Raw genomic sequence first — 20111 nt, forward strand, 5'->3', positions numbered from 1 at the left:
GCCGGGGTCGCGGGAGCCCGGTCCGGTGTCGCGGCCGGCGCATGTTCGAGGGTTTGGGAGTGCGATGACCGAGAAGAACCCCGTCAAAGCCATGGCCGCGAAGGCCGCCGACGCCCTGCACGGCGACGGACCGCCGGAGGGCATACCCGGGCGGCCGGGGGCCGGGACGCCGACCGTGGCGGAGCCGGCCGAGCCCAGGGAGCCCCTGCCCCCGAAGCCCGACCAGGGTGCCCCCAGGCCGGTGAGCCCGACCGGCCGTGACACCGGGGCCGACGCGGCCGTCAGGTCGCAGGACGGCGCCTACCTCACCACGGCCCAGGGGAATCGCCTCTACGACACCGACCACTCCCTCAAGGCGGGCGAGCGCGGCCCCGTCCTGCTCCAGGACCACCATCTCCGGGAGAAGATCACCCACTTCGACCACGAGCGGATCCCCGAGCGGGTCGTCCACGCACGCGGCGCGGCGGCCCACGGCGTCTTCCAGGGGTACGGCACCGCGGCGAAGGTCACGAAGGCGGCGTTCCTCGCCAAGGACGCCGAGACCCCGGTGTTCGTCCGCTTCTCGACGGTCCTCGGCTCCCGGGGCTCCTCCGACACCGTGCGGGACACGCGCGGTTTCGCGACGAAGTTCTACACCAGCGAGGGCGTCTTCGACCTGGTCGGCAACAACATCCCGGTCTTCTTCATCCAGGACGCGATCAAGTTCCCGGACATCGTGCACGCCGCCAAGCCGCACCCCGACCGGGAGATCCCGCAGGCGCAGAGCGCCCACGACACCCACTGGGACTTCGTCACCCTGCACACCGAGGCCACCCACCACGTCATGTGGAACATGTCGGACCGGGGCATCCCCCGCTCGTTCCGCATGATGGAGGGCTTCGGCATCCACACCTTCCGGCTGGTGAACGCCGAGGGCGGGACGACCCTGGTGAAGTTCCACTGGAAGCCCAAGCTGGGCGTGCACTCGCTGGTGTGGGAGGAGGCCCAGCTGATCAACGGCATGGACCCCGACTTCCACCGGCGCGACCTGGCCGACGCCATCGAGGCGGGCGCGTACCCGCAGTGGGAGCTGGGGATCCAGACGTTCCCCGACACGGCCGAGCAGATGTTCGAGGGCATCGACCTGCTCGACCCGACGAACATCGTCCCGGAGGAGCTGGCGCCCGTACAGCCCATCGGCCTGCTGACGCTCAACGCCAACCCGACGAACTTCTTCGCCGAGACGGAGCAGGTCGCCTTCCACCCCGGTCACCTGGTCCCCGGCATCGACATCACCGACGACCCGCTGCTGTCGGGCCGGCTCTTCTCGTACCTCGACACGCAGATCAGCCGGCTCGGCGGCCCCAACTTCGCCCAGCTCCCGATCAACCGCACCCACGCGCCGGTCAACGACATGCTGCGCGACGGCATGCACCAGACCGCCGTCCACGCGGGCGTGGCCCCGTACCGGCCCAACTCCCTCGACGGGGGCTGCCCGTTCCAGGCCGGCGCGGACACCCGTGCCTACATCGAGACGCCCGTGCCCGTGCCCGAGTCGACGAAGGTCCGCAAGGCCCCGGCGTCCTTCTCGGACCACTTCAGCCAGCCCCGGCTGTTCTGGCTGAGCATGAGCCCGGTGGAGCGGGAACACATCATCGGCGCGTACACGTTCGAGCTGGGCAAGTGCTACGAGCAGTCGGTCAAGGAGCGCGGGCTCCAGGTCCTCGCCAACATCGACCCCGAGCTGTGCGCGCAGGTCGCGGCCGGCCTCGGTCTTCCGGCGCCCGAGCCCACGGTCCCGCTCGCCGACCCCGACCCCAGCCCAGCTCTCTCCCAGGTGGGCCGGACCTGGCCGCTCGACGGCCGTGTCATCGGCATCGTCACGGGCGGGGAGGACGACCTGGCCGGCGTACGGGCGGTACGCGAGGCCGTGCTGAGCGCGGGGATGGTCCCGCTGGTCGTCGCCCCGGCGGGCGGCAGGCTCGAAGGGGGCGGCGACCCGATCACCGTGCAGCGCACGTTCGCGACGGCCCGCTCGGTCGAGTTCGACGCCCTGCTGCTGGCCGGCTCCCCCGGCCCCGGCAAGGACGCGGCCGGCGCCCGCGACGCCAGGGCCGGAGCACCGGAGGCCGACGGCCCCACGGACCCCCGGATCCTGCTGATGCTGTCGGAGGCCTACCGCCACGGGAAGGCCATCGGCGGCTGGTCCGACGCGGCCTCCGCCCTCCGCGCGGCGGGCGTCCCCCAGGACGCCCCCGGGGTCGTCGCGGCCGGCACGGGCACCGGCGCCCTGGAGCGGATCAGCGAACTCCTCGCCGGCCACCGCGCCTGGGAGCGCTTCTCCACGAGGTGACGCGCACGAGTGACACGAGTGGCACAGGTGCGGTGACGGGGCCCGGCCGCGACGGCCGGGCCCCGTCGCCTCGCACCCCGCGCCCTCCGCCGCGCACCCCCGGGCGCCTTCGCGGTGCGGAGCCGTGGCACGGAAGCTGAGTACGAGCGCGGCACCGGGGTGAGTACGTCTACTCGTGAGCGGTACGGGGCCTGGCGACAGACTCCTCGTATCAGCACTTCGGTGCACTTCGGTCTCGAGAAGGAACTCACGATGCGCGAGAGCAGCCACCCCCACCCCTCACCGGTCCGCCCCGGCCGGCGCCGCCTCGCCGGGCCCGTGACCCTCCTCGCCGTGACCGCCCTCGGCCTCGGACTGCTGGCCACCGGATGCTCGATGGAGGACGCGTCCTGCAGCGATCACGAGTACGGCGTGATCAGCGTGGGCGGCACCGGCTCGGCATGCGTGTCCGACGACGAGGAACCCCCGAAGGGCTACACCCGCTACCCGGAGGGCAAGGAGCCCCAGCACGTCGGCGACGAGTGGGACACGTACTGGCAGACCCACACCGTCGACGAGAACGGCCGGATCATCGAGGTCCCGGACGCCGCCGCCGGGCAGTGACGCCCCGGCCGGGTGCGGACTACGGCAGCCGGCCGGTTCCGCCGTCGGGAACGGCGCGGGCGAGTCCCGTCCGGTAGGCGATGACGACGAGCTGCGCCCGGTCGCGGGCCTCCAGCTTCGTCATCGCGCGCTGCACGTGGGCCCGGACGGTGAAGGGGCTGAGGAACATCCGCTCGGCGATCTCCTGGTTGGACAGGCCGGTCGCGACCAGGGCCACCATCTCGCGTTCGCGCGGGGTGAGCGCGGCGAGCCGCTCGGGGTGGTGCGGCGTGGCGGCGTCCGGTGTGGCCAGGAAGCGGGCGACCAGGGAGCGCGTCGCGGCCGGGGACAGGAGCGTCTCGCCGCCGGCGATCGTCCGCACGGCGTCCAGCAGGTCCTCGGCGCCGATGCCCTTGCCGATGAAGCCCCCGGCTCCCGCGCGCAGCGCCTGAGCGACGTACTCGTCGGTCTCGTACGTCGTCAGGATCAGGATGCGGCTGGCGCGCAGCTCGGGGTCCGCGCAGATCTCCGCCGTGGCCGTGAGGCCGTCCACCTCGGGCATCCGGATGTCCATGACCACCACGTCCGGGCGCAGTTCCCGGGTGAGTCTCACCGCTTCCCGGCCGTCGGCGGCTTCGCCGACCACGGTGATGTCGTCGGAGGCGTCGAGCAGCATGCGGAAGGCGCCGCGCAGCAGGGCCTGATCGTCGGCGAGCAGCACACGGAGCGTCACGCCGGGCCCCCGTCCTCTCCGTCGTCCATCCTTCTCCCTTCCTCACCCGCCGTGGTTTCCCCGCCCGGCGGCCGGTCACCCCTCCGCGCCGCGTCCCTGGCGGGCGGCAGGGGCAGTTCGGTGGAGACGAGGAAGCCGCCCTCCGGGCGCCGGCCCGCGGAGAGGTGCCCCCCGACCGCGGTGGCCCGCTCCCGCATGCCGATCAGACCGTAGCCGGGGGGCCGGTCGGGCGCGGTGGGCACCGCACCGGGTCCGGCGCCGCCTCCGTCGTCGGCGACGCTGAGGGTCACGCGGTCACGGTCCCAGGCGAGGCGCACCCGGGCGCTGCCGGTACCGGCGTGCTTGGTCACGTTGGTCAGGGCCTCCTGGACGATCCGGTAGGCGGTGAGGTCAAGACCCGGCGGCAGCGGCCTGGCCGTGCCCTCCTGCTCCAGCGACACCTCCAGGCCCGCGCGGCGGAACGATTCGAGGAGCGTGGGGAGCCGGGACAGTCCGGGCGCCGGTTCGGCGGGCGCGGCCGCGTCCCCGGACTGGCGCAGCAGGCCGACCGTGGCCCGCAGTTCGTCGAGCGCGTCGCTGGTGGTCTCGACGAGTTCGTCCAGGCTCTTGCGGGTCTGCTCCGGGCGGACGTCGAAGAGGTGGGCGGCGACCGTGGCCTGCGCGTTGGCCAGAGTGATCTGATGGGCCACGAGATCGTGCAGTTCCCGGGCGATGCGCACCCGTTCCTCGGCGACCCGGCGGCGCGCCTCGCTCTCCCGGCTCTTCTCGGCCCGCCACGCCCGTTCCTCCACGGCCGCCAGGTAGGCCCGCCTGTTCTGGGCCGCGTGGCCGAGCACGCCGGCCCCCAGCGGGAACGCCACCACCGCTCCCATCCTGCTCGCGTCCTGCCACGAGAGGGTCCCGAGAGCGAGGGTGGGGAGGGCCAGCAGCACCGCGGAGGTCAGCAGCACCGCGCTGACCGCGCGCCGTTCGCCGCGCACGGCGAGCGCGTAGGCGGTGATCACGGCGGGGGCCACGTTGAGCGGGCTCAGCACGAGACCCGACGGCGCGACCAGCATGCCGCACACGGTCGTGGCCGCCATGGCGGCCACGGGCGTCCTGTGCCGCGCCGGCAGCACGGCACAGGACAGCACGGCGATGAGGTAGGCGGCGGCGGACGGCGGTGACATCGGCTCGTCGTCGATCGGGACCACGCCGCCGAACAGGCAGAGCGCGAACGCGGTCGCCGTGACCGCCGCCTCCCGCCACCCTGCGCCCCGTGAGCGCGGCCCGCCGCCACCTGGATGTGTCACGGCCGGATCAGCGCCCGCCGACGGGGAGCCGCGGCACCTGTGCGTGCGGCTCGGCAGCGGAGGGCAGACCGCTCAGGGCCTCCCCCTCGACGTCCACGTTCGGCAGCACACGGTTCAGCGTACGCGGCAGCCACCAGGCCCGGTGGCCGAGAAGTGCCAGCACCGCGGGGGCGATCGCCATCCGGACCACGAAGGCGTCGAAGGCGACCGCGGCGGCCAGGCCGAGGCCCATCGTCTGGATGGTCGGGCTGTCCATCCCGACGAATCCGGTGAACACGCTGATCATGATGACCGCCGCCGCGGCCACCACGCGCCCGCTGTGCCGGAACCCGCTCACGACCGCCTCACCGGGAGACGCACCGTGGACGTAGGCCTCGCGCATCCGGGCGAGGAGGAAGACCTCGTAGTCCATGGCGAGGCCGAACACGATGCCGATGATGAGGATCGGCATCAGCGACATGACCGGTCCGGTCTGCTCGACACCGATCAGGTCGGCCGCCCAGCCCCACTGGAAGACGGCGACGACGACGCCGAAGGCGGCGCCCACCGACAGCAGGAAGCCGAGCGCGGCCTTGATCGGGACCAGGAGGGAGCGGAAGACCACCATCAGCAGGATCACCGCGAGGCCGATGACCACGATCAGATAGGGGACGAGGGCATCGGACATGGCTTCGGAGATGTCGATGTTCAGCGCGGTCTTGCCGGTCACCTTGATGTCGGTGTCCGTGCGGGCCTCGACGCCGGAGACCGCGTCCCGGATGTCGTGCACCAGGTCCTTGGTCTCGGCGCTGTTCGGGGCGGTCTCGGGGACGGCGGTGAGGACAGCCGTGTCCTTGTTCGGGCTGAGAACCGGGTCACCGACCGACGCGACCCCGTCCACTCCCCGTACGGTCTTGACGACCAGGTTCGTGGCGGCCCGGGCGTCCGCGGAGCCGGAGGTGTCCACGACGACGGTCAGCGGGCCGTTGAAGCCGGGGCCGAAGCCGTCGGACAGCAGGTCGTAGGCACGGCGCTCGGTGGTCGTCACCGGCTTGGACTCGTCGCCGGGCAGGCCGAGTTCGAGGCTCAGTGTGGGCACGGCGAGGGCGCCGAGACCGAGTACGGAGATCACCAGCACCCTGACCGGCCGGCGCAGCACGAACCGCGCCCAGCGGGCGCCGAGTCCGGGCCGGCCCGCCGCGGCGGGGACGGCGTGCGGGTGTCCGCTGTCCGGCGGGCCGGCCTTGCGGGCCGCGCGCGACAGCACCCGGCGGCCGAAGACGCCGAACAGCGCGGGAACCAGGGTCAGCGCGACGAGTACGGCGACGGCCACGGCGCCCGCGCCGGCCATGCCCATCTTGGTGAGTTCGGGGATCCCGACGACCCCCAGCCCGACCAGGGCGATGAAGACGGTCGCGCCGGCGAAGACGACGGCGGATCCCGCCGTGCCGGCCGCCCGGCCGGCGGCCTCCTCCGGTTCCCTGCCCTGGGCCCGTTCGTCGCGGAAGCGGGAGGTGATGAAGAGCGCGTAGTCGATGCCGACCGCGAGCCCCAGCATCAGCGCCAGGATGGCGGCGGTGGACGTCAGCCCCAGCGGGACGGACAGCGCGGCGATCAGGCCGAAGCCGATGGCCACGCCCACGAACGCGGTCAGCAGCGGCAGTCCGGCCGCGACCAGCGATCCGAGGGTGAGGACCAGCACGACGGCCGCCACCACCACGCCGATGATCTCCGTCGTACCGCCCAGCCCCACTTCCGACTCCAGGGCCGAGCCGCCGATCTCCACGGTCAGGCCCGCGTCCCGCGCCTGGCTCGCGGCGGCCTGGAGGGCGCTCTTCGTCGGCTCCGTCAGGTCGACGGCGTCCACGGTGTAGGTGATCGTGGAGTAGGCGATGCCGCCGTCCTCGCTGACGTCGCCGGCCTTGAACGGGTCGGTGGCCGACGATACCTGGCCGCCCCCGTCCAGTGAGCCGAGCGCGTCCTCGACGATCGCCTTGTTCTGCCTGGCCGTCACCCGCTGCCCGTCCGGGGCCCGGAACACCAGGCGGGCCTCCGCGCCCTGGGAGTCGCTCTCCGGGAAGCGCTGGTTCAGCAGATCGAACGCTTCCTGCGACTCGGTGCCCGGCATGGAGAGGTCCTCGTCCTGCCCGGACGGCGCCATGGCGGCGGCCACCCCGACGAGCACCAGGACGCCCAGCCACAGTCCGCTCACGAGGCGGCGCCGCCGGAAGGCCCACCGCCCGATCCGATAGAGGAATACCGCCACCTGTTGATCACTCCAGACACCGCTCGGCAAGGGAAAGGCGTGGGATTCACGCGTCTTCCACACTCCCTTCCGCCGCCCCCGCCGGGCATCGTCCCCCGACGCCGTCCTTTCCTGGTGCCGCCGGACCAGCCACCGCCCTCTCCTGGTGCGTACGCACCAGGAGAGGACGTGTTGCGTGCGGGATTCGCGTCCTGTACCCGCGTATGCGCGCGCATTAGGGGCCGCCGGCAATGGTGCGGGCCTCAGCCGCCGTGCCGCTCCCGGGACTTCGGACGATTACCGGGGAAAGCGGCGCGCCCATTCCGGTCCGCGCGCGTCAGGTGGTCAACTCCCGGTATACGGAGCCCAATTCCATCAGGCTCCGGATCAACCCACCGGTGTTCACCGTGGCGTAACTGATCACCAGCGCGGGGGGCCGCGACGTGTCCGTGAGGGCGTAGAAGCGGCCGCCCCGGACCAGAACGGAACGGGCGCGGGCAGCACGGACCAGGGCCCGCTCGTCGACGTGGCCGGGGAGCCGCAGGTACGCCTGGAGACCGCTGTCCCCGCCCAGGAGGCGGCTGCCGGGCAGACTCGTCGCGGCCTGGCGGCGCACGGCCTGCCGGCGGCGGTGGAACTCCGAGCGGAGCCTGCGCTGGTGCCGGTCGAAGGCACCGGTGTCCACGAACCGGGTGAAGGCCAGCTGCTCCAGCCCGGAACAGCCGATGTCCCATCCCGCGCGGACGTGCTCGATCGACGCCATCAGTTCCGACGGGGCCGCGAGCCAGCCCAGGCGCAGCGCGGGGGCCAGGGCCTTGCTCGCGCTTCCGGCGTAGACGACCCGGTCCGGGGCGAGGCTCTGCAGCGCGGGCAGCCGGTCGTTGCGGTGCAGGAAGGGGCTGTCGAAGTCGTCCTCGATGACGTAGCCGTCGACCTCACGCGCCCAGGCCGTGAGGCGTTCGCGGCGGTCCGGGCCGAGCCGGGCGCCGGTGGGGAACTGATTGCCTGGGGTGACCAGGACGGCCCGTGCGCCGCTCTCCTCCAGGAGGTCCACCCGCAGTCCGTCCTCGTCCACCGGTATGCCGACCGGGCGCAGGCCGGAGCTGGTGATGAACTCGCGCTCGCCCGGGTGGCCGGGGTCCTCCACGCCGAGCGTGGTGTGGCCGCGGTCGAGCAGGACCTTGCAGACCAGGGCGAGACCCTGGGCGAACCCGGAGGTCACCATCACGTCCTCGGGGCGGCTGCGGACGCCGCGCACTCGGCCCAGATAGCCGGTCAGCACCCGGCGGGTCAGCGGGACACCGGCCGGCGGGGAGTAGCCGAGCTCCAGGCGGCCCGAGTCGTTGATCACGCCGGTGACGCAGCGGATCCACTCCTGACGGGGGAAGTCCACGACGTTCGACGTACCGGTGCGCAGGTCCCACATGGCTCCGGCGGCGGGCTCCGGATCGGGCGGTACGAGGGTGGAGCCCGCGGTGTCGGGCTGGGCCCGGTGCGCGATCGTGGTGCCCGAACCCCGCTTGGTCTCCAGATATCCCTCGGCCGAGAGCTGTTCGTACGCCTCCACGACGACGCTGCGGGAAACACCGATGTCCAGCGCCAGTTGGCGACTGGAGGGTATTCGTGTGCCCGGCCATAAAGTTCCGTCCTCAACCAGATCGCGGAGTGAGTTGCGGACTTGGACGGCCAGGGAAAGACGCGACTCCCGGTCCACGGTGAGCCCCAGTTGCCACGACAAGTGGTCTCCTCCCGGACAGCCGAAGTGGTATGGCCCGCGCATTCTCACATTTGATGAAGTCATTTCGCGCACACATTCGCCGCCGGGCAGGTCGCCGGCGGCACGGGGGGTGGCGCGGGGGAGCCGGGACGATGCGGTCCTGGCAAGCGTGATGCGTGGCGACCGCGACTCGAGTACGCCACGGACGTGATTCTTGATTCCTCGAAGCCCCTACGGTCCGTTCGGATCAGAAAGGTTTCGTCATGTCGTTGCTGTCTGAGTTGAACCCGCCCGGAGCCGGGGCGGAGGGGGCCGCGCGGGAGACCGCCGGGCGGCCCGCACGACCCGGGGGCGTGCGGGTGCGGGTGGTCTGCGAGACCCTTCCGGCCGTCGACGCGCTGAGCCTGTACGAAGCCCTCGCCGCCACGCGGGAACAGGGCGACGCCTACCTCTTCGAGAGTCTGGACGGACCGGAGCGCGACCGGCACTTCGCCGCCGTCGGCTGCGGGCGCCTCGCGGAACTGCGCGTCTTCGCCGACCGCGTGGAACTCACCGCCACCGGTGGCCTCGGCGACGCGCTCGCCGCCGCCCTGACGGCCGCCGCCGGGGCGCCGCACCGCGCCGGGAACGGCACACGGCGGTGGGACGTGCGCGATGCCGACGCGGTGTGGCGGATGCTGCGCGCGGTACAGGGCGCCTTCGACGTCGACACCGAGGTGCCCACGGGGACCTTCGCCTTCGGCTTCCTCACCACGCTCTCGTACGAGGCGGCCTGGGACATGGAGGACCTTCCCGCCCCGCGGACGGGGACGGACCTGCCGCGCTGCACGCTCACGCTGTTCAAGGACACGGTCTGGTACGACCTGCGGGACGGCGGGGTACGGCACCTCGCCGCAGAGGGGCCCCTGCTTCCGGCGGACGGCGGCGTGGAACCGCTGCGGGCGGCCGTGGCCCGGGTGAACGCCCAGGGCGTGGTGAGCCGCGCGGCCGGCGTGCCGGACGCTCCGCCGCCCCTGTCGGTGCGCGACACCGTGGACGAGGAGACGTTCGTCGTACGCGCCAAGCGGTGCCTCGGCCACATCGCGGTCGGCGACGCCTACCAGATCCAGATCGGCCACCGCATCGACGTGGAGACCGCGTTGACGCCGGGAGAGGTGTACCGGCGGCTGCGCCACCGCAACCCCTCCCCCTACATGTACCTCGTCCCCTGGGCGGGGCGGACGGTGATCGGGGCGAGCCCCGAGCTGTTCGTGCGGGTCCAGGACGACACCATCTCCATGCGCCCCATCGCGGGCACCGCGCCCCGCTCCGCCGACCCCGCCGAGGACGCCCGCCGGGTGGCGGGCCTGCGGACCAGCGCCAAGGAGCGTGCCGAGCACGTCATGCTGGTCGACCTGTGCCGCAACGACATCGGACGGGTCGCCGTGCCCGGGACGCTGTCCGTCGACACGATGATGGAGGTGGAGCCGTTCGCCTACGTCCACCACCTGGTCTCCACCGTGTCGGGCCGGATCAGGGAGGGCACCGACGTCTGGGCGGCGATCTGCGCGACCTTCCCCGCGGGCACCATGACCGGCGCGCCGAAGCTGAGCGCCATGGAGATCATCGACGACATCGAGGACCATCCGCGCGGCATCTACGCCGGTGCCCTCGGACTCGTCGACGTGCGCGGCTTCGCGGTGCTCGCCCTGTGCATCAGAACCGCCGTCCACGACGGCGTCCGCTACAGCACCCAGGCGTCCGCCGGCATGGTCGCCGACTCCGAACCGGGCGCCGAATGGCGCGAGACGCTCGCCAAGATGAGCGCCGCCTACTGGGCGCTGACGGGGCAGGAGCTGCTGCGGTGAGGGTCCTGCTCATCGACGCGTACGACAGCTTCAGCCACATCATCGACCAGTACCTGCGCACGCTCGGTGCCGAGACCGAGGTGGTCCGCTCACGCACCCGCGCGGTGGGGCACCTGGTGGACTCGGCCCCCGACGCGGTGGTCCTGGGTCCCGGACCCGGGCACCCGGAGGCCTCCGGGCACGTCGAGCTGGTGCACGCCTTCGCCGGACGGGTGCCGCTGCTCGGCGTCTGTCTCGGCCACCAGGCGATCGGCCTCGCGTACGGGGCGCGGATCGCCGTCGCCCGGCATGTGAAGCACGGCAAGACCAGCCCCGTCGAGCACGACGGACGGGGGGTCTTCACGGGCACCCCGCTGCCCCTCACCGTCACCCGCTACCACTCACTGATCGTCACCGATCCGCCCGCGGAGCTGGAGGTCACGGCGACGTCCCTGGACGACGGCTACGTGATGGGCGTCCGGCACCGGACGCTCGCCGTCGAAGGGGTGCAGTTCCATCCGGAGAGCGTCATGACGGAGGACGGCATGCGGCTCTTCGGGAACTTCCTGGAGCGGGCGGGCTCGACGAACACGCTGAGCGGCGCCACCGGCTGAGCGGCGCCACCGGCTGAGCGGCGCCACCGGCTGAGGGGAATCCGGGACGCCGACCGGCAGGCCGCACCACGGCCCGGACGCCCTCGACGACTCCCGCCGCCGCGCGCGGTCCCGGGCAACGACGCCCGCGCCGCGCGTCGTCCCTGACCGGCCCGGCGCCGCGGGCCGGACGGCCCGCCCGCGCCGCCCGGAACGCGGCGCCGGCCGTCCCACGGCCCCGCGGCCGGCCACCGGCACGAAACCCGAAGCGGCCCGGAGACCGCCCCCGGAGGCCCGCCCCCGGAGATCCGGCCCCGGTGACGCCGCCGCACCCGACCCCGGTGACGCCGCCGCACCCGACCGCGGCGGCCCGAGCACCCCGGCGGCGACGGGGACCCCGGCCCCCTTCCCCCGGCGCACCGGTCCGTACGCCTCCACGGCCGCGCGCCCACTCGACACGGACACCTGTTCCACGCGGCAGGCGGGCCCGGCACGACGCCGGCCGCACCGCCCCACACCACGAGAGGATCCACCGCCCATGTGGCTGCCCACGCAGGGCCCCGCGGCCGACTTCGCCGCCAGGTACCTAGAACTCCACCGGGCCTTCTACGGCCGCACGCTGACCGGCGAGGCCCTCGCGGACTGGCGTACCCGCCAGCTGCGCACCGTACTCGACCAGGTGAGCGACGGATCGCCCTTCTACGCGCGGCATCTGAAGGGGGTCGACCTCGCGGCGGTCACGCCCGACGACCTCTCGGCACTGCCGTACACCACCAAGGCCCATCTGCGGGAGGAGATGCTGGACGTCCTCAGCAGGCCGCTCGCCGACGCCCTCTTCTTCTACGAGACGACCGGCACCACCGGCCGGGCGACGCCCTGCCCCCGGGACGGCCGCGAGATCACCGCGAGCAACGCGCACATCACCGAGTCCTGGGCGTCGATCTTCCGTCACCACTTCGGCGGACACGCGCCGCGGATCGGCCTGATGGGCCCGACCGAGGTGCACTCCTTCGGCGACACCCTCGGCGACATCGCCCGCAACGTCGGCTCGCTCAACGCCAAGATCTGGCCGTACTCCCCCGTCATCGGCTTCGAGAAGGCGCTGCAGCTGATGCGGGACCTCGAACTCGAGGTGATCTGCTGCACCCCGGGCGTCGCCCTCACCCTGGCCAAGGCCGCCGAGCACTTCGGCTACGACCTGCGGCGGGACTTCTCCGTCAAGCTGCTGTTCGTCACGGGCGAGATGTGCACACCGGCGCTGGCCCGCAACCTGGAGACCGTCTGGGGCGCGGACGTCTACAACATCCTCTACGGCTCCCAGGAGGCCTTCGTCATCGCGACGGCCTGCCGCAACAAGCGCATGCACCTCTCCCAGACCAACTACCTCGTCGAGGTCGTCGATCCGGAGTCCGGCGTCTCCCTGGGCCCTCGCGGGACGGGTGAGCTGACCGTGACGATGCTGGTGGACGGTGTGAAGCCGCTCGTCCGCTACCGCACCGGCGACGCGGTGGTCGTCGAGGAGTCGGACTGCGACTGCGAGATGCCGGGCGACCTGGTCCGGATCGTCGGCCGCACCCTGGACCGGCTCGCCCTGGGCGAGGGGCGGTTCACGGCGGGGCAGGTCGAGACGGCCGTCATGACGGGGGTCACCGGGTGCGCGGGGTACCAGGTCGTGATCGAGCGGGACGCCGCCGGCCAGGACCGTCTGACCGTGCGGCTCGAACTGCTCGAAGGCATGGTGGACGACCCGGCGGGCCTCGCCGACGCGGTGCGGGCACGGGCCGCCGAGAACCTCGGGGTGCCCGTCACCGTCGAACTCAGCGACGGTCTCGACCCGATCGTGAGCACCGGCGCCTTCGTCAGCTGGAAGGCCGCGCGCATCGTGGACCGGCGCAGCGCGCCCGACCACGAGACCCGGGTGGCGCGGAAGATGGCGGCGAACCGTGGCTATGAGAGCTGACGTGTCCGCGCCCCTGCCCGGCGCGCTCGCCGAGGCGTACACCGCGCGATGGAGCGCGCTGAGCCGACGGTGGGCGGACCGGCCCGGGACGACGCTGGGCACGCTCGGCCCGGCCGGGACGTCCAGCGAGCTGGCGGCCCGTTCCCTCGCGGCGGAACACGGCCTGTCCGTCGAGCTGTTCACCACCTTCGACGACGTGCTCGACCACCTCCTCGGGCGGAAGGTCGAGTTCGCCCTCGTACCCAGCGCCTACCAGGGACTCACCCGCTTCCACTGGCACCGGGACCTGCGGCTGCGGGCGTTCTTCCCGCAGGCCACGCCGGAGTACGGGATCGCGTCGGGGGACGGCTGCTTCCCCGCGCCGGGCGGCGGCCCGCTCACGGTCGCCGCCATGTGGGAGGTCCGCCGGATCTACGCCGAGGTGGTACCCCTGCGGCTGCGCGACCGCGAGGTCACGTGGGTGGACGCCGCCTCGACCCAGCAGGCCGCCGAGGTCGTCGCCAGAGGCGGCGCGCAGCTCGCGGTCACCAACGCGCCCGGTGTACGGGCCCACGGGCTGCGCTGGCTGGCCCGGCGTCCCGGCGCGGAGATCATCTGGACCCTGTTCGGCCACGCGTCGGAGGAGACCGGACACACCAGCGCGGCCTGAGGCCGACAGCCACCAGACAGACGTACGACACGGGGAGATGTCCGACGTGCCACGCAAGACCCTGCTCCACGACGCCACGGTCCAGGAGGGCCTGGGCCGGGCCTCACTGCCGCACCACAGTGTGCTGCTCGACGGCGACCGCATCGAGGCGGTCCTGCCGGCCGGCCACGCACCGTCGCACTCGCCCGAGGTCGACGTGCTCGACCTCGGCGGGCGCACCGTGATGCCCGGCATGACCCTCGGCCACACCCACATCGCGTACCTGAACATCCTCGACGGACGGGAGATGCTCTTCAAGTACTCCGTCCCCGAGATCACCCTGGCCGCCGCCGAGAACACCACCGCCCTTCTCGGCCTCGGCTACACGGCCTTCGTCGGCGCCGGCTCGGTCGCCGGGATCGACATGGCGCTGCGCCAAGCCGTCGACTCAGGACGGCTGCGGGGGCCCAGGATCACCCCGTGCAGCCGCGACCTGATGGTCTCCGGGCCTCCCGGACGCCGCAATCCCGAGGTCGGCAAGCGCATCCCGTCGGACCTCATGCGCCTGGCGGACACACCGGAGGAGATGGCGGAGTACGTCGCCGGGGAGATCGCCCAGGGAGCGGAGATCGTCAAGGTCTTCTCCTCGGGCGACGACACCTTCCCCAACGGCCGCTCCCACGAACTGCTGTTCACCGCCGAGGAGCTGGTGGTCGCCGCGCGCACCGCGCACGAGCACGGGGCCAGGGTGCGGGCCCACTCGCGCGGCCTGCAGGGCATCCGCAACGCGATCGCCGCCGGGGTCGACGTCATCGACCACGCGACGTACGCCGACGACGCGGCACTCGACGCGATCGCCGAGCGCGGCATCTTCGTGGTGCCGAGCCTGTACCAGCCGCACATGCTGCTGACGACCGGGACCGAGCACGGCAAGACCCCGGAGTACCTGGAGACGCTGGAGTTCGAGGCCGAGGTGGCCAACACGCTGCGCATCCTGCCGCTCATGGTGGAACGCGGCATCCCGGTCGTGGCCGGGGACGACTTCGGCTTCGCCTGGACCCCGCACGGCACCTACGCCAAGGAGCTGGAGCTGTACGTGACCATGGCGGGCATCCCGGCGCCCACCGTGCTGACCTGGGCCACCGCCAGCGGCGCCCGGCTCGCGGGGCGGGGCGACGACGCGGGGACGGTCCAGGCGGGCCGGCTCGCCGACCTGGTCGTCACCGACGGCGACCCGGCCGAGGACATCACCGTGCTCGGCCGCCCCGGAGCCATCGAGCTGGTGCTGCTCGGCGGCACCCCCGTCGCCGGCGACGCCGGCGCCTTCCGTCCCCGTGTCCCGGCAGGAGCCGCGTGATGGCCCGTACCCGTTCCGTCCTGCCCGTCCTCCCGCTGCTCGCCGTCGGGGCCTTCGCCATCGGCACCGACACCTTCGTGGTGGCCGGGGTGCTGCCGGAGGTGGCCGACGGCCTGGACTCCGGCCTCGCCGACGTGGGGTGGGTGAGCACGGCCTTCGCGCTCACCTACGCCGTCCTCGCGCCCGTCCTCGGCGCGCTCACCGGACGCGCCGGGCGCCGCACCGTACTGGTGGTCTCCCTCGTCGTCTTCGCCCTCGGCAACGCCGCGTCGGCCCTCGCGCCCAGCCTCGGCGCGCTGCTCGCCGCCCGGGTCGCGACCGCCGCGGGCGCCGCCCTCTACATCCCCGCCGCCTCCGCGTCGGCCGCCGCGCTGTCCCCGCCGGAGAGGCGCGGGCGTGCCATGGCCGTGGTGCTCGGCGGACTGTCCGCGGCGACCGTGGCGGGGGTGCCGTTCGGGACCTGGCTCGCCGCCGACCTGGGCTGGCGCTCGACGTTCTGGCTGCTCGCGGGGCTCGGCGTGGCGTGCGCGGCGGCGTGCGCCGGCGGACTGCCCGAGGTGCGGCTGCCCGCCGCACCGGGGCTCGCGGCACGGCTGGCCCCGGCACGCGATCCGCGCGTGCTGTTCGCCGTGCTCACCACGCTGCTGTTCATGACCGGCGGCTACCTCGCGCTGACCTACATCGGCGCGGTGCTCGCCCCGGCGACCGACGGCTCCGGTACGACGCTGGCACTGCTGCTCCTCGTCTTCGGGGTGCTCGCGGTCGTCGGCACGGTGCTCGGCGGGCGTGCCACCGACCGGTGGGGGCCCACCCCCGTCCTGCTCGCCTCCGTCGCGGGTCTCGGTGCCGTGCTGGCGGCGCTGCCGTCGAGCCGGGACGGGATGCTCACCGCGGCCGTCGCCATGGGCGCGTGGGGTGTCACCGCGATGGCCACCCAGCCGCCGCAGCAGCACCGGCTGTTCGCGATCGCACCCACCTCGGGTCCCCTGCTGCTCTCCCTGAACTCGTCGGCGACCTTCGCGGGGATCTCCCTCGGCGGGTTCCTCGGGGGCCGGGTCATCGCGCACTCGGGCGCGGACGGCCTGGACGCGCTGGGCCCGTACGGGGCCGGTCTCGCGGCGCTCGCCCTGGTCACGGCCCTGATCGGCGTACGCGTGAAGGCACCGGAGCGGCCGGCCGGAGCGGCCAAGCGGGCGCCCCGGCCGGCGGGAAGGGCCGGCTGAGCCGGGGCGGTCCCCGCAAGCGGCCTTCCGTAATTCCGGGGAATTGGCCACATCTCGCGGGTCCCGCGCTCCTTACCGTCAGTCGCGTCATCAGCGGACCACCGCGTCGGCGCCGGTCACCGCACCGGATCCGGCACCGACACCGACACCGACACCGACACGCCAGCGAAGGATCACAGCTCATGGACAGCACCGCCGCCGCCCGCACCCTGACCGTCACCATCGACGCACGGCTCACGGCGCGTGTGCCCGGCTACGTGCTCGGCCTGATCGCCGTGCCGGACATCGAGGTCGTCAAGGACGCCCCGGCGGTGACCGCGCGGCTCGGTGCGGCCGAGGACACCCTGCACGCCGAGCGGCTCACCAAGGCGGACGTCTCCGCGCTGCCCACGATCGCCGCCTGGCGGGACGCCTACCGGACCGTCGGCGTGAACCCCAACCGCTTCCCCTGCGCCGCCGAGTCGGTCCTGCGCAGGGTGGCGAAGGGGGACCGCCTGCCCCGGATCAACTCGCTGGTGGATCTGTGCAACGCCGTCTCCCTCGACAGCCGCCTCCCGGTCGCCTCGTGCGACGTGGGCGACATCGAGGACGAGCTGCACATCCGCCTCGCCGACGGCACCGAGACGTACCTCCCGCTCGGCGCGCCCGACGCGCCCGAGCAGCCCGAACCGGGCGAGGTCGTCTACGCCGACGGCCGGGGGCGCGCGCACTCGCGGCGCTGGAACTGGCGGCAGGGCGACGTGGTCAAGACCGCCGTCGGTCGGCGCCGGATCCTGCTCACCGTGGAGTCGGCGCACCAGGGCGGCCGTGACGACGTCGAGCGGGCGCTCGGCCGGATCGGGGAGGCGCTCGACGAGTTCGGTGCCGGTGCGGGCCGCCCGCTGGTGCTCGACGCGTCCACGCCGTCCGGGGAGCTGTTCGCGGCCCCGTCCGCCGCGTCGGTCCGCTGACCGCCCACGCGTCGACGCGCGTGACCCGTACGACTCGTGTGAGGAGCACCCCGTGAACCGTTCCATCCTGGTGGTCTACCGGCCCGCGGCGGGCCGTTACGCCGCCCAGTTCCGCGCCGTCGTCGCGGCCGCAGCCGATCTCGGTGTCCGGACGGTGGTGCTGCTGCCCACCGGCGAACAGGCCCCCGAGACCGACGGCCTGGCCCGCTACCACGCGGACCTCGAGGACACCGCCTCCGTGCGCGCCGCGGTCGGCCGGATCGTCGCCGAGCACCGCGTCGAGCGGATCTTCCCGCTCTTCGAGGGCGACGTGCTGCCGGCCGCCCGCTGCCGCAGGGACCACGGCATCCCCGGCCTCACCCCGGACCAGGCGCTCAACTTCCGCGACAAGAACGTCATGCACCGCAGGGCCGAGGAACTCGGTGTGCGGGTCGCGCGCTCCTGCCGCCCCGACACCGTCGGCACCGTCGCCCGCTTCGCCGACGAGGTGGGGTACCCGGTCGTCGTCAAGCCGTACGCGGGCTGGGCCTGCGGCAACACCTACCGGGTCGACGGCCGGGAGGAACTCGACCGGGTCTGGGAGGAGATGGGTGACGACCGGCACGAGTACCGGGTCGAGGAGTTCGTCCGCGGCACCGAGTTCCACGTCGACTCGCTGTTCCAGGACGGCGAGGCCGTCTTCGAGCAGCTCTCCCAGTACACGTACTCCGTCCTGGAGTACCGCGACGAGCCGGGCGGCACCATCTCCCGCAAGTACGGCCTGTCCCCGGGCGAGCGCGGCATCCTGGAGCTGAACGCGGTCGTGCTCCGCGGCTTCGGGCTGAGGACCGGGGTGGTGCACGCCGAGTTCTTCCTGCTCGACGACGGCTCGGTCGTCTTCGGCGAGGCGGGGGCCCGGGCGGGTGGCGGCTCGATCGTGCCGGCCATCGAGGCCGGGCGCGGCATCAACCTCGCGGGCGAGTGGTGCCGGCTCGAACTCGACCCGGACCACCGGCCCGCCGCGCGCCCGGGCCCCGAGGTCGGCACGGAGTATCTGGCGTCGGGCGAGTACGGCAGGATCACCGCCATCACCTCCCCCGACGAGCTGAAGGCCCTCGACGGGGTGCTCGACGCCGACGTGTGGAAGAGCGCCGGCGACGTCCTCGCCCCGCCGACCCGCTCCAACGACGTGCTCGGCTGGTACGTGTGCGAAGGCAGTGACTTCGAGGACGTGAGAACCCGCTTCAAGACCGTGCGGGACGCCTTCCGCGTCGAGACCGAGCAGGCGTAGCCATGCGGTGGACACGGTTCAAGGAACTGCCCCTCCCCCTGCGCGTGCTCTTCCTCGCCTCCTTCGTCAACCGCGCCGGCATGTTCGTCTTCCCCCTGCTCGCCGTCTACCTGGTGCGGGGCGAGGACCTGAGCCCCGGCGAGGCGGGCCTGCTGATCTCGATCGGCAGCACGGGCCTGCTCGTCGGCAGTCTCCTCAGCGGTCCGCTGTGCGACCGGCTCGGCCGCCGTACGGCGCTGCTCACCGCGCTGCTGCTGAACGCGGCGGGCTACCTCGGCCTCGCCGTGCTCGACGGCCCGCCGTGGACGTACGCGGTCCTGCTCTTCGTCGCCCTCGTGGGCATGGGGATATTCAGCCCGGCGTCCAACACCCTCGTCGCCGACCTCACCACGCCCGAACAGCGGCCCTTCGCCTACACGGTCAGCTACGTCGGCAACAACCTGGGGATGGGCATCGGCCCGCTGCTGGGCGGTGTCGCGGCGGCCTACTCGTACGAGGTGATGTTCGCGGGGAACATCCTCGCGGGCCTGGTGTGCGCGGCGATGATCGCGGTCTGGGTCCCCAAGGACCGCAGGCGCGGCTCCGCGAAGCGCACGGAGGACAGGCGCTCCGGGCCGCTCGGCCACAGCCACGTGCTCTGGCTGGTCCTGGCCTCCTTCTTCTACGTGGTGCCGCTGATCGGGCTGGAGTACGCGCTGCCGCTCGCCGTCACCACGGTGCTGCACGACTCGGCGAGCCTGGTGGGAGCCGTCTACACGGTCAACAGCGTCGTCGTGGTGAGCCTCGGCCTCGTCCTGGAGAAGCACATCCGGGGCCACGGCACGAAGCGGCTGCTGCTGATCGCGGGAGCACTGTGGGCGATGGGTCTCGGCGTGATCGTCGTCGGGTTCTCGCTGGCGGCCATCCTGCTGTCCACGGTGGTCTGGACGCTCGGAGAGATCATCGTCTCCGTCGTCGTGCCCACGTACATCGCCGACCATGTCGACGAGCGCCGGGTCGGCGGCTTCATGGCGCTGAACGGCTTCGTGCTCGGCCTCGCCCGGCTCGTGGTGCCGGTCGGCCTCGGCGTGGTCTGGACGTGGCAGGGCCATCAGCCCGTCTTCCTGATTCTCCTCGCTGCGCCCCTGGTCGGCATGGCGGCGTTCGCCCTGCTGCGGATCAGGCCGTCGGCCGCCGGAGATCCGGCCACCGGGGACCCGGCCACCAGGGACCCGGCCGTCGCCGGCCCGGTCGCCGGGGGCGATCCCGCACCCGCGCCGGCCCACCCGGCGCCCTCCGCCCGGACCGCGGAGGCGTCGGCACCCGGCGCGTAGCGGCGCGGGGACGCCGCCCCTCGCGGCCGCCCGCGCCGGCCACTCGACTCCCCTTCCACACCGACTCCACCGACTCCGCTCCCACCGACTCCAACGACTCCGCCCACGTGG

Annotated in this window: 15 protein-coding genes; 11 read left to right on the forward strand and 4 right to left on the reverse strand. The window is 73.2% G+C overall.

The window, feature by feature from the left end:
* The first annotated feature begins 64 nt into the window (after nt 1–64).
* Nucleotides 65–2332 carry a catalase gene (locus ACFY93_RS23250; protein ID WP_391362166.1) on the forward strand — a complete coding sequence of 756 codons (2268 nt, stop codon included), beginning with the start codon at nt 65–67 and terminating at the stop codon, nt 2330–2332.
* 252 nt (nt 2333–2584) lie between these two features.
* On the forward strand, nt 2585–2935 hold the full coding sequence (locus tag ACFY93_RS23255; RefSeq protein WP_391362169.1) for an SCO0607 family lipoprotein: 351 nt from the start codon (nt 2585–2587) through the stop codon (nt 2933–2935).
* Nucleotides 2936–2954: 19 nt separating this feature from the next.
* Here ACFY93_RS23255 and ACFY93_RS23260 read toward each other — a convergent pair whose 3' ends face one another.
* The 4 genes from ACFY93_RS23260 to ACFY93_RS23275 all read right to left on the reverse strand — a co-directional run bounded on the left by ACFY93_RS23260 (nt 2955) and on the right by ACFY93_RS23275 (nt 8901).
* Nucleotides 2955–3647, reverse strand: coding sequence for a response regulator (locus ACFY93_RS23260; protein WP_391362171.1), 693 nt, complete (start codon nt 3645–3647; stop codon nt 2955–2957).
* The gene (locus tag ACFY93_RS23265; RefSeq protein WP_391362174.1) at nt 3644–4939 is read right to left on the reverse strand and encodes a histidine kinase; all 1296 of its coding nucleotides are present in this window, start codon (nt 4937–4939) and stop codon (nt 3644–3646) included. The genes ACFY93_RS23260 and ACFY93_RS23265 overlap by 4 nt, the downstream gene beginning before the upstream one ends.
* 7 nt (nt 4940–4946) lie before the next feature.
* On the reverse strand, nt 4947–7184 hold the full coding sequence (locus ACFY93_RS23270) for an MMPL family transporter (RefSeq protein WP_391362177.1): 2238 nt from the start codon (nt 7182–7184) through the stop codon (nt 4947–4949).
* A gap of 316 nt (nt 7185–7500) precedes the next feature.
* Nucleotides 7501–8901 (reverse strand): aminotransferase class I/II-fold pyridoxal phosphate-dependent enzyme, encoded by a 1401-nt coding sequence (locus tag ACFY93_RS23275; protein WP_391362180.1) that lies wholly within the window; start codon nt 8899–8901, stop codon nt 7501–7503.
* Between the two features lie 242 nt (nt 8902–9143).
* Between ACFY93_RS23275 and ACFY93_RS23280 the strand changes: the two genes are divergently transcribed.
* The 9 genes from ACFY93_RS23280 (at nt 9144) to ACFY93_RS23320 (ending at nt 20000) form a co-directional block, all read left to right on the forward strand.
* On the forward strand, nt 9144–10727 hold the full coding sequence (locus tag ACFY93_RS23280; protein ID WP_391362182.1) for a chorismate-binding protein: 1584 nt from the start codon (nt 9144–9146) through the stop codon (nt 10725–10727).
* Nucleotides 10724–11320 (forward strand): gamma-glutamyl-gamma-aminobutyrate hydrolase family protein, encoded by a 597-nt coding sequence (locus ACFY93_RS23285; protein ID WP_391362184.1) that lies wholly within the window; start codon nt 10724–10726, stop codon nt 11318–11320. Before ACFY93_RS23280 ends, ACFY93_RS23285 begins: the two co-directional genes overlap by 4 nt.
* A gap of 517 nt (nt 11321–11837) precedes the next feature.
* A complete protein-coding gene (locus ACFY93_RS23290) occupies nt 11838–13259 on the forward strand; it encodes a phenylacetate--CoA ligase family protein (protein ID WP_391362187.1) in 1422 nt (473 codons plus the stop codon).
* Nucleotide 13260: 1 nt separating this feature from the next.
* Nucleotides 13261–13908 carry a hypothetical protein gene (locus ACFY93_RS23295; protein ID WP_391362189.1) on the forward strand — a complete coding sequence of 216 codons (648 nt, stop codon included), beginning with the start codon at nt 13261–13263 and terminating at the stop codon, nt 13906–13908.
* 46 nt (nt 13909–13954) lie between these two features.
* Nucleotides 13955–15244 carry an amidohydrolase family protein gene (locus ACFY93_RS23300; RefSeq protein ID WP_391362192.1) on the forward strand — a complete coding sequence of 430 codons (1290 nt, stop codon included), beginning with the start codon at nt 13955–13957 and terminating at the stop codon, nt 15242–15244.
* The gene (locus ACFY93_RS23305) at nt 15244–16467 is read left to right on the forward strand and encodes an MFS transporter (protein WP_391362195.1); all 1224 of its coding nucleotides are present in this window, start codon (nt 15244–15246) and stop codon (nt 16465–16467) included. The genes ACFY93_RS23300 and ACFY93_RS23305 overlap by 1 nt, the downstream gene beginning before the upstream one ends.
* Before the next feature lie 182 nt (nt 16468–16649).
* On the forward strand, nt 16650–17417 hold the full coding sequence (locus tag ACFY93_RS23310; RefSeq protein ID WP_391362198.1) for a phenylalanine--tRNA ligase beta subunit-related protein: 768 nt from the start codon (nt 16650–16652) through the stop codon (nt 17415–17417).
* A gap of 52 nt (nt 17418–17469) precedes the next feature.
* On the forward strand, nt 17470–18687 hold the full coding sequence (locus tag ACFY93_RS23315) for an ATP-grasp domain-containing protein (protein ID WP_391362201.1): 1218 nt from the start codon (nt 17470–17472) through the stop codon (nt 18685–18687).
* Between the two features lie 2 nt (nt 18688–18689).
* A complete protein-coding gene (locus ACFY93_RS23320) occupies nt 18690–20000 on the forward strand; it encodes an MFS transporter (protein WP_391362204.1) in 1311 nt (436 codons plus the stop codon).
* The last annotated feature ends 111 nt before the right edge of the window (nt 20001–20111 follow it).

It is taken from the genome of Streptomyces sp. NPDC008313 (assembly GCF_042956125.1).
In the GTDB taxonomy this organism is placed as follows: domain Bacteria; phylum Actinomycetota; class Actinomycetes; order Streptomycetales; family Streptomycetaceae; genus Streptomyces.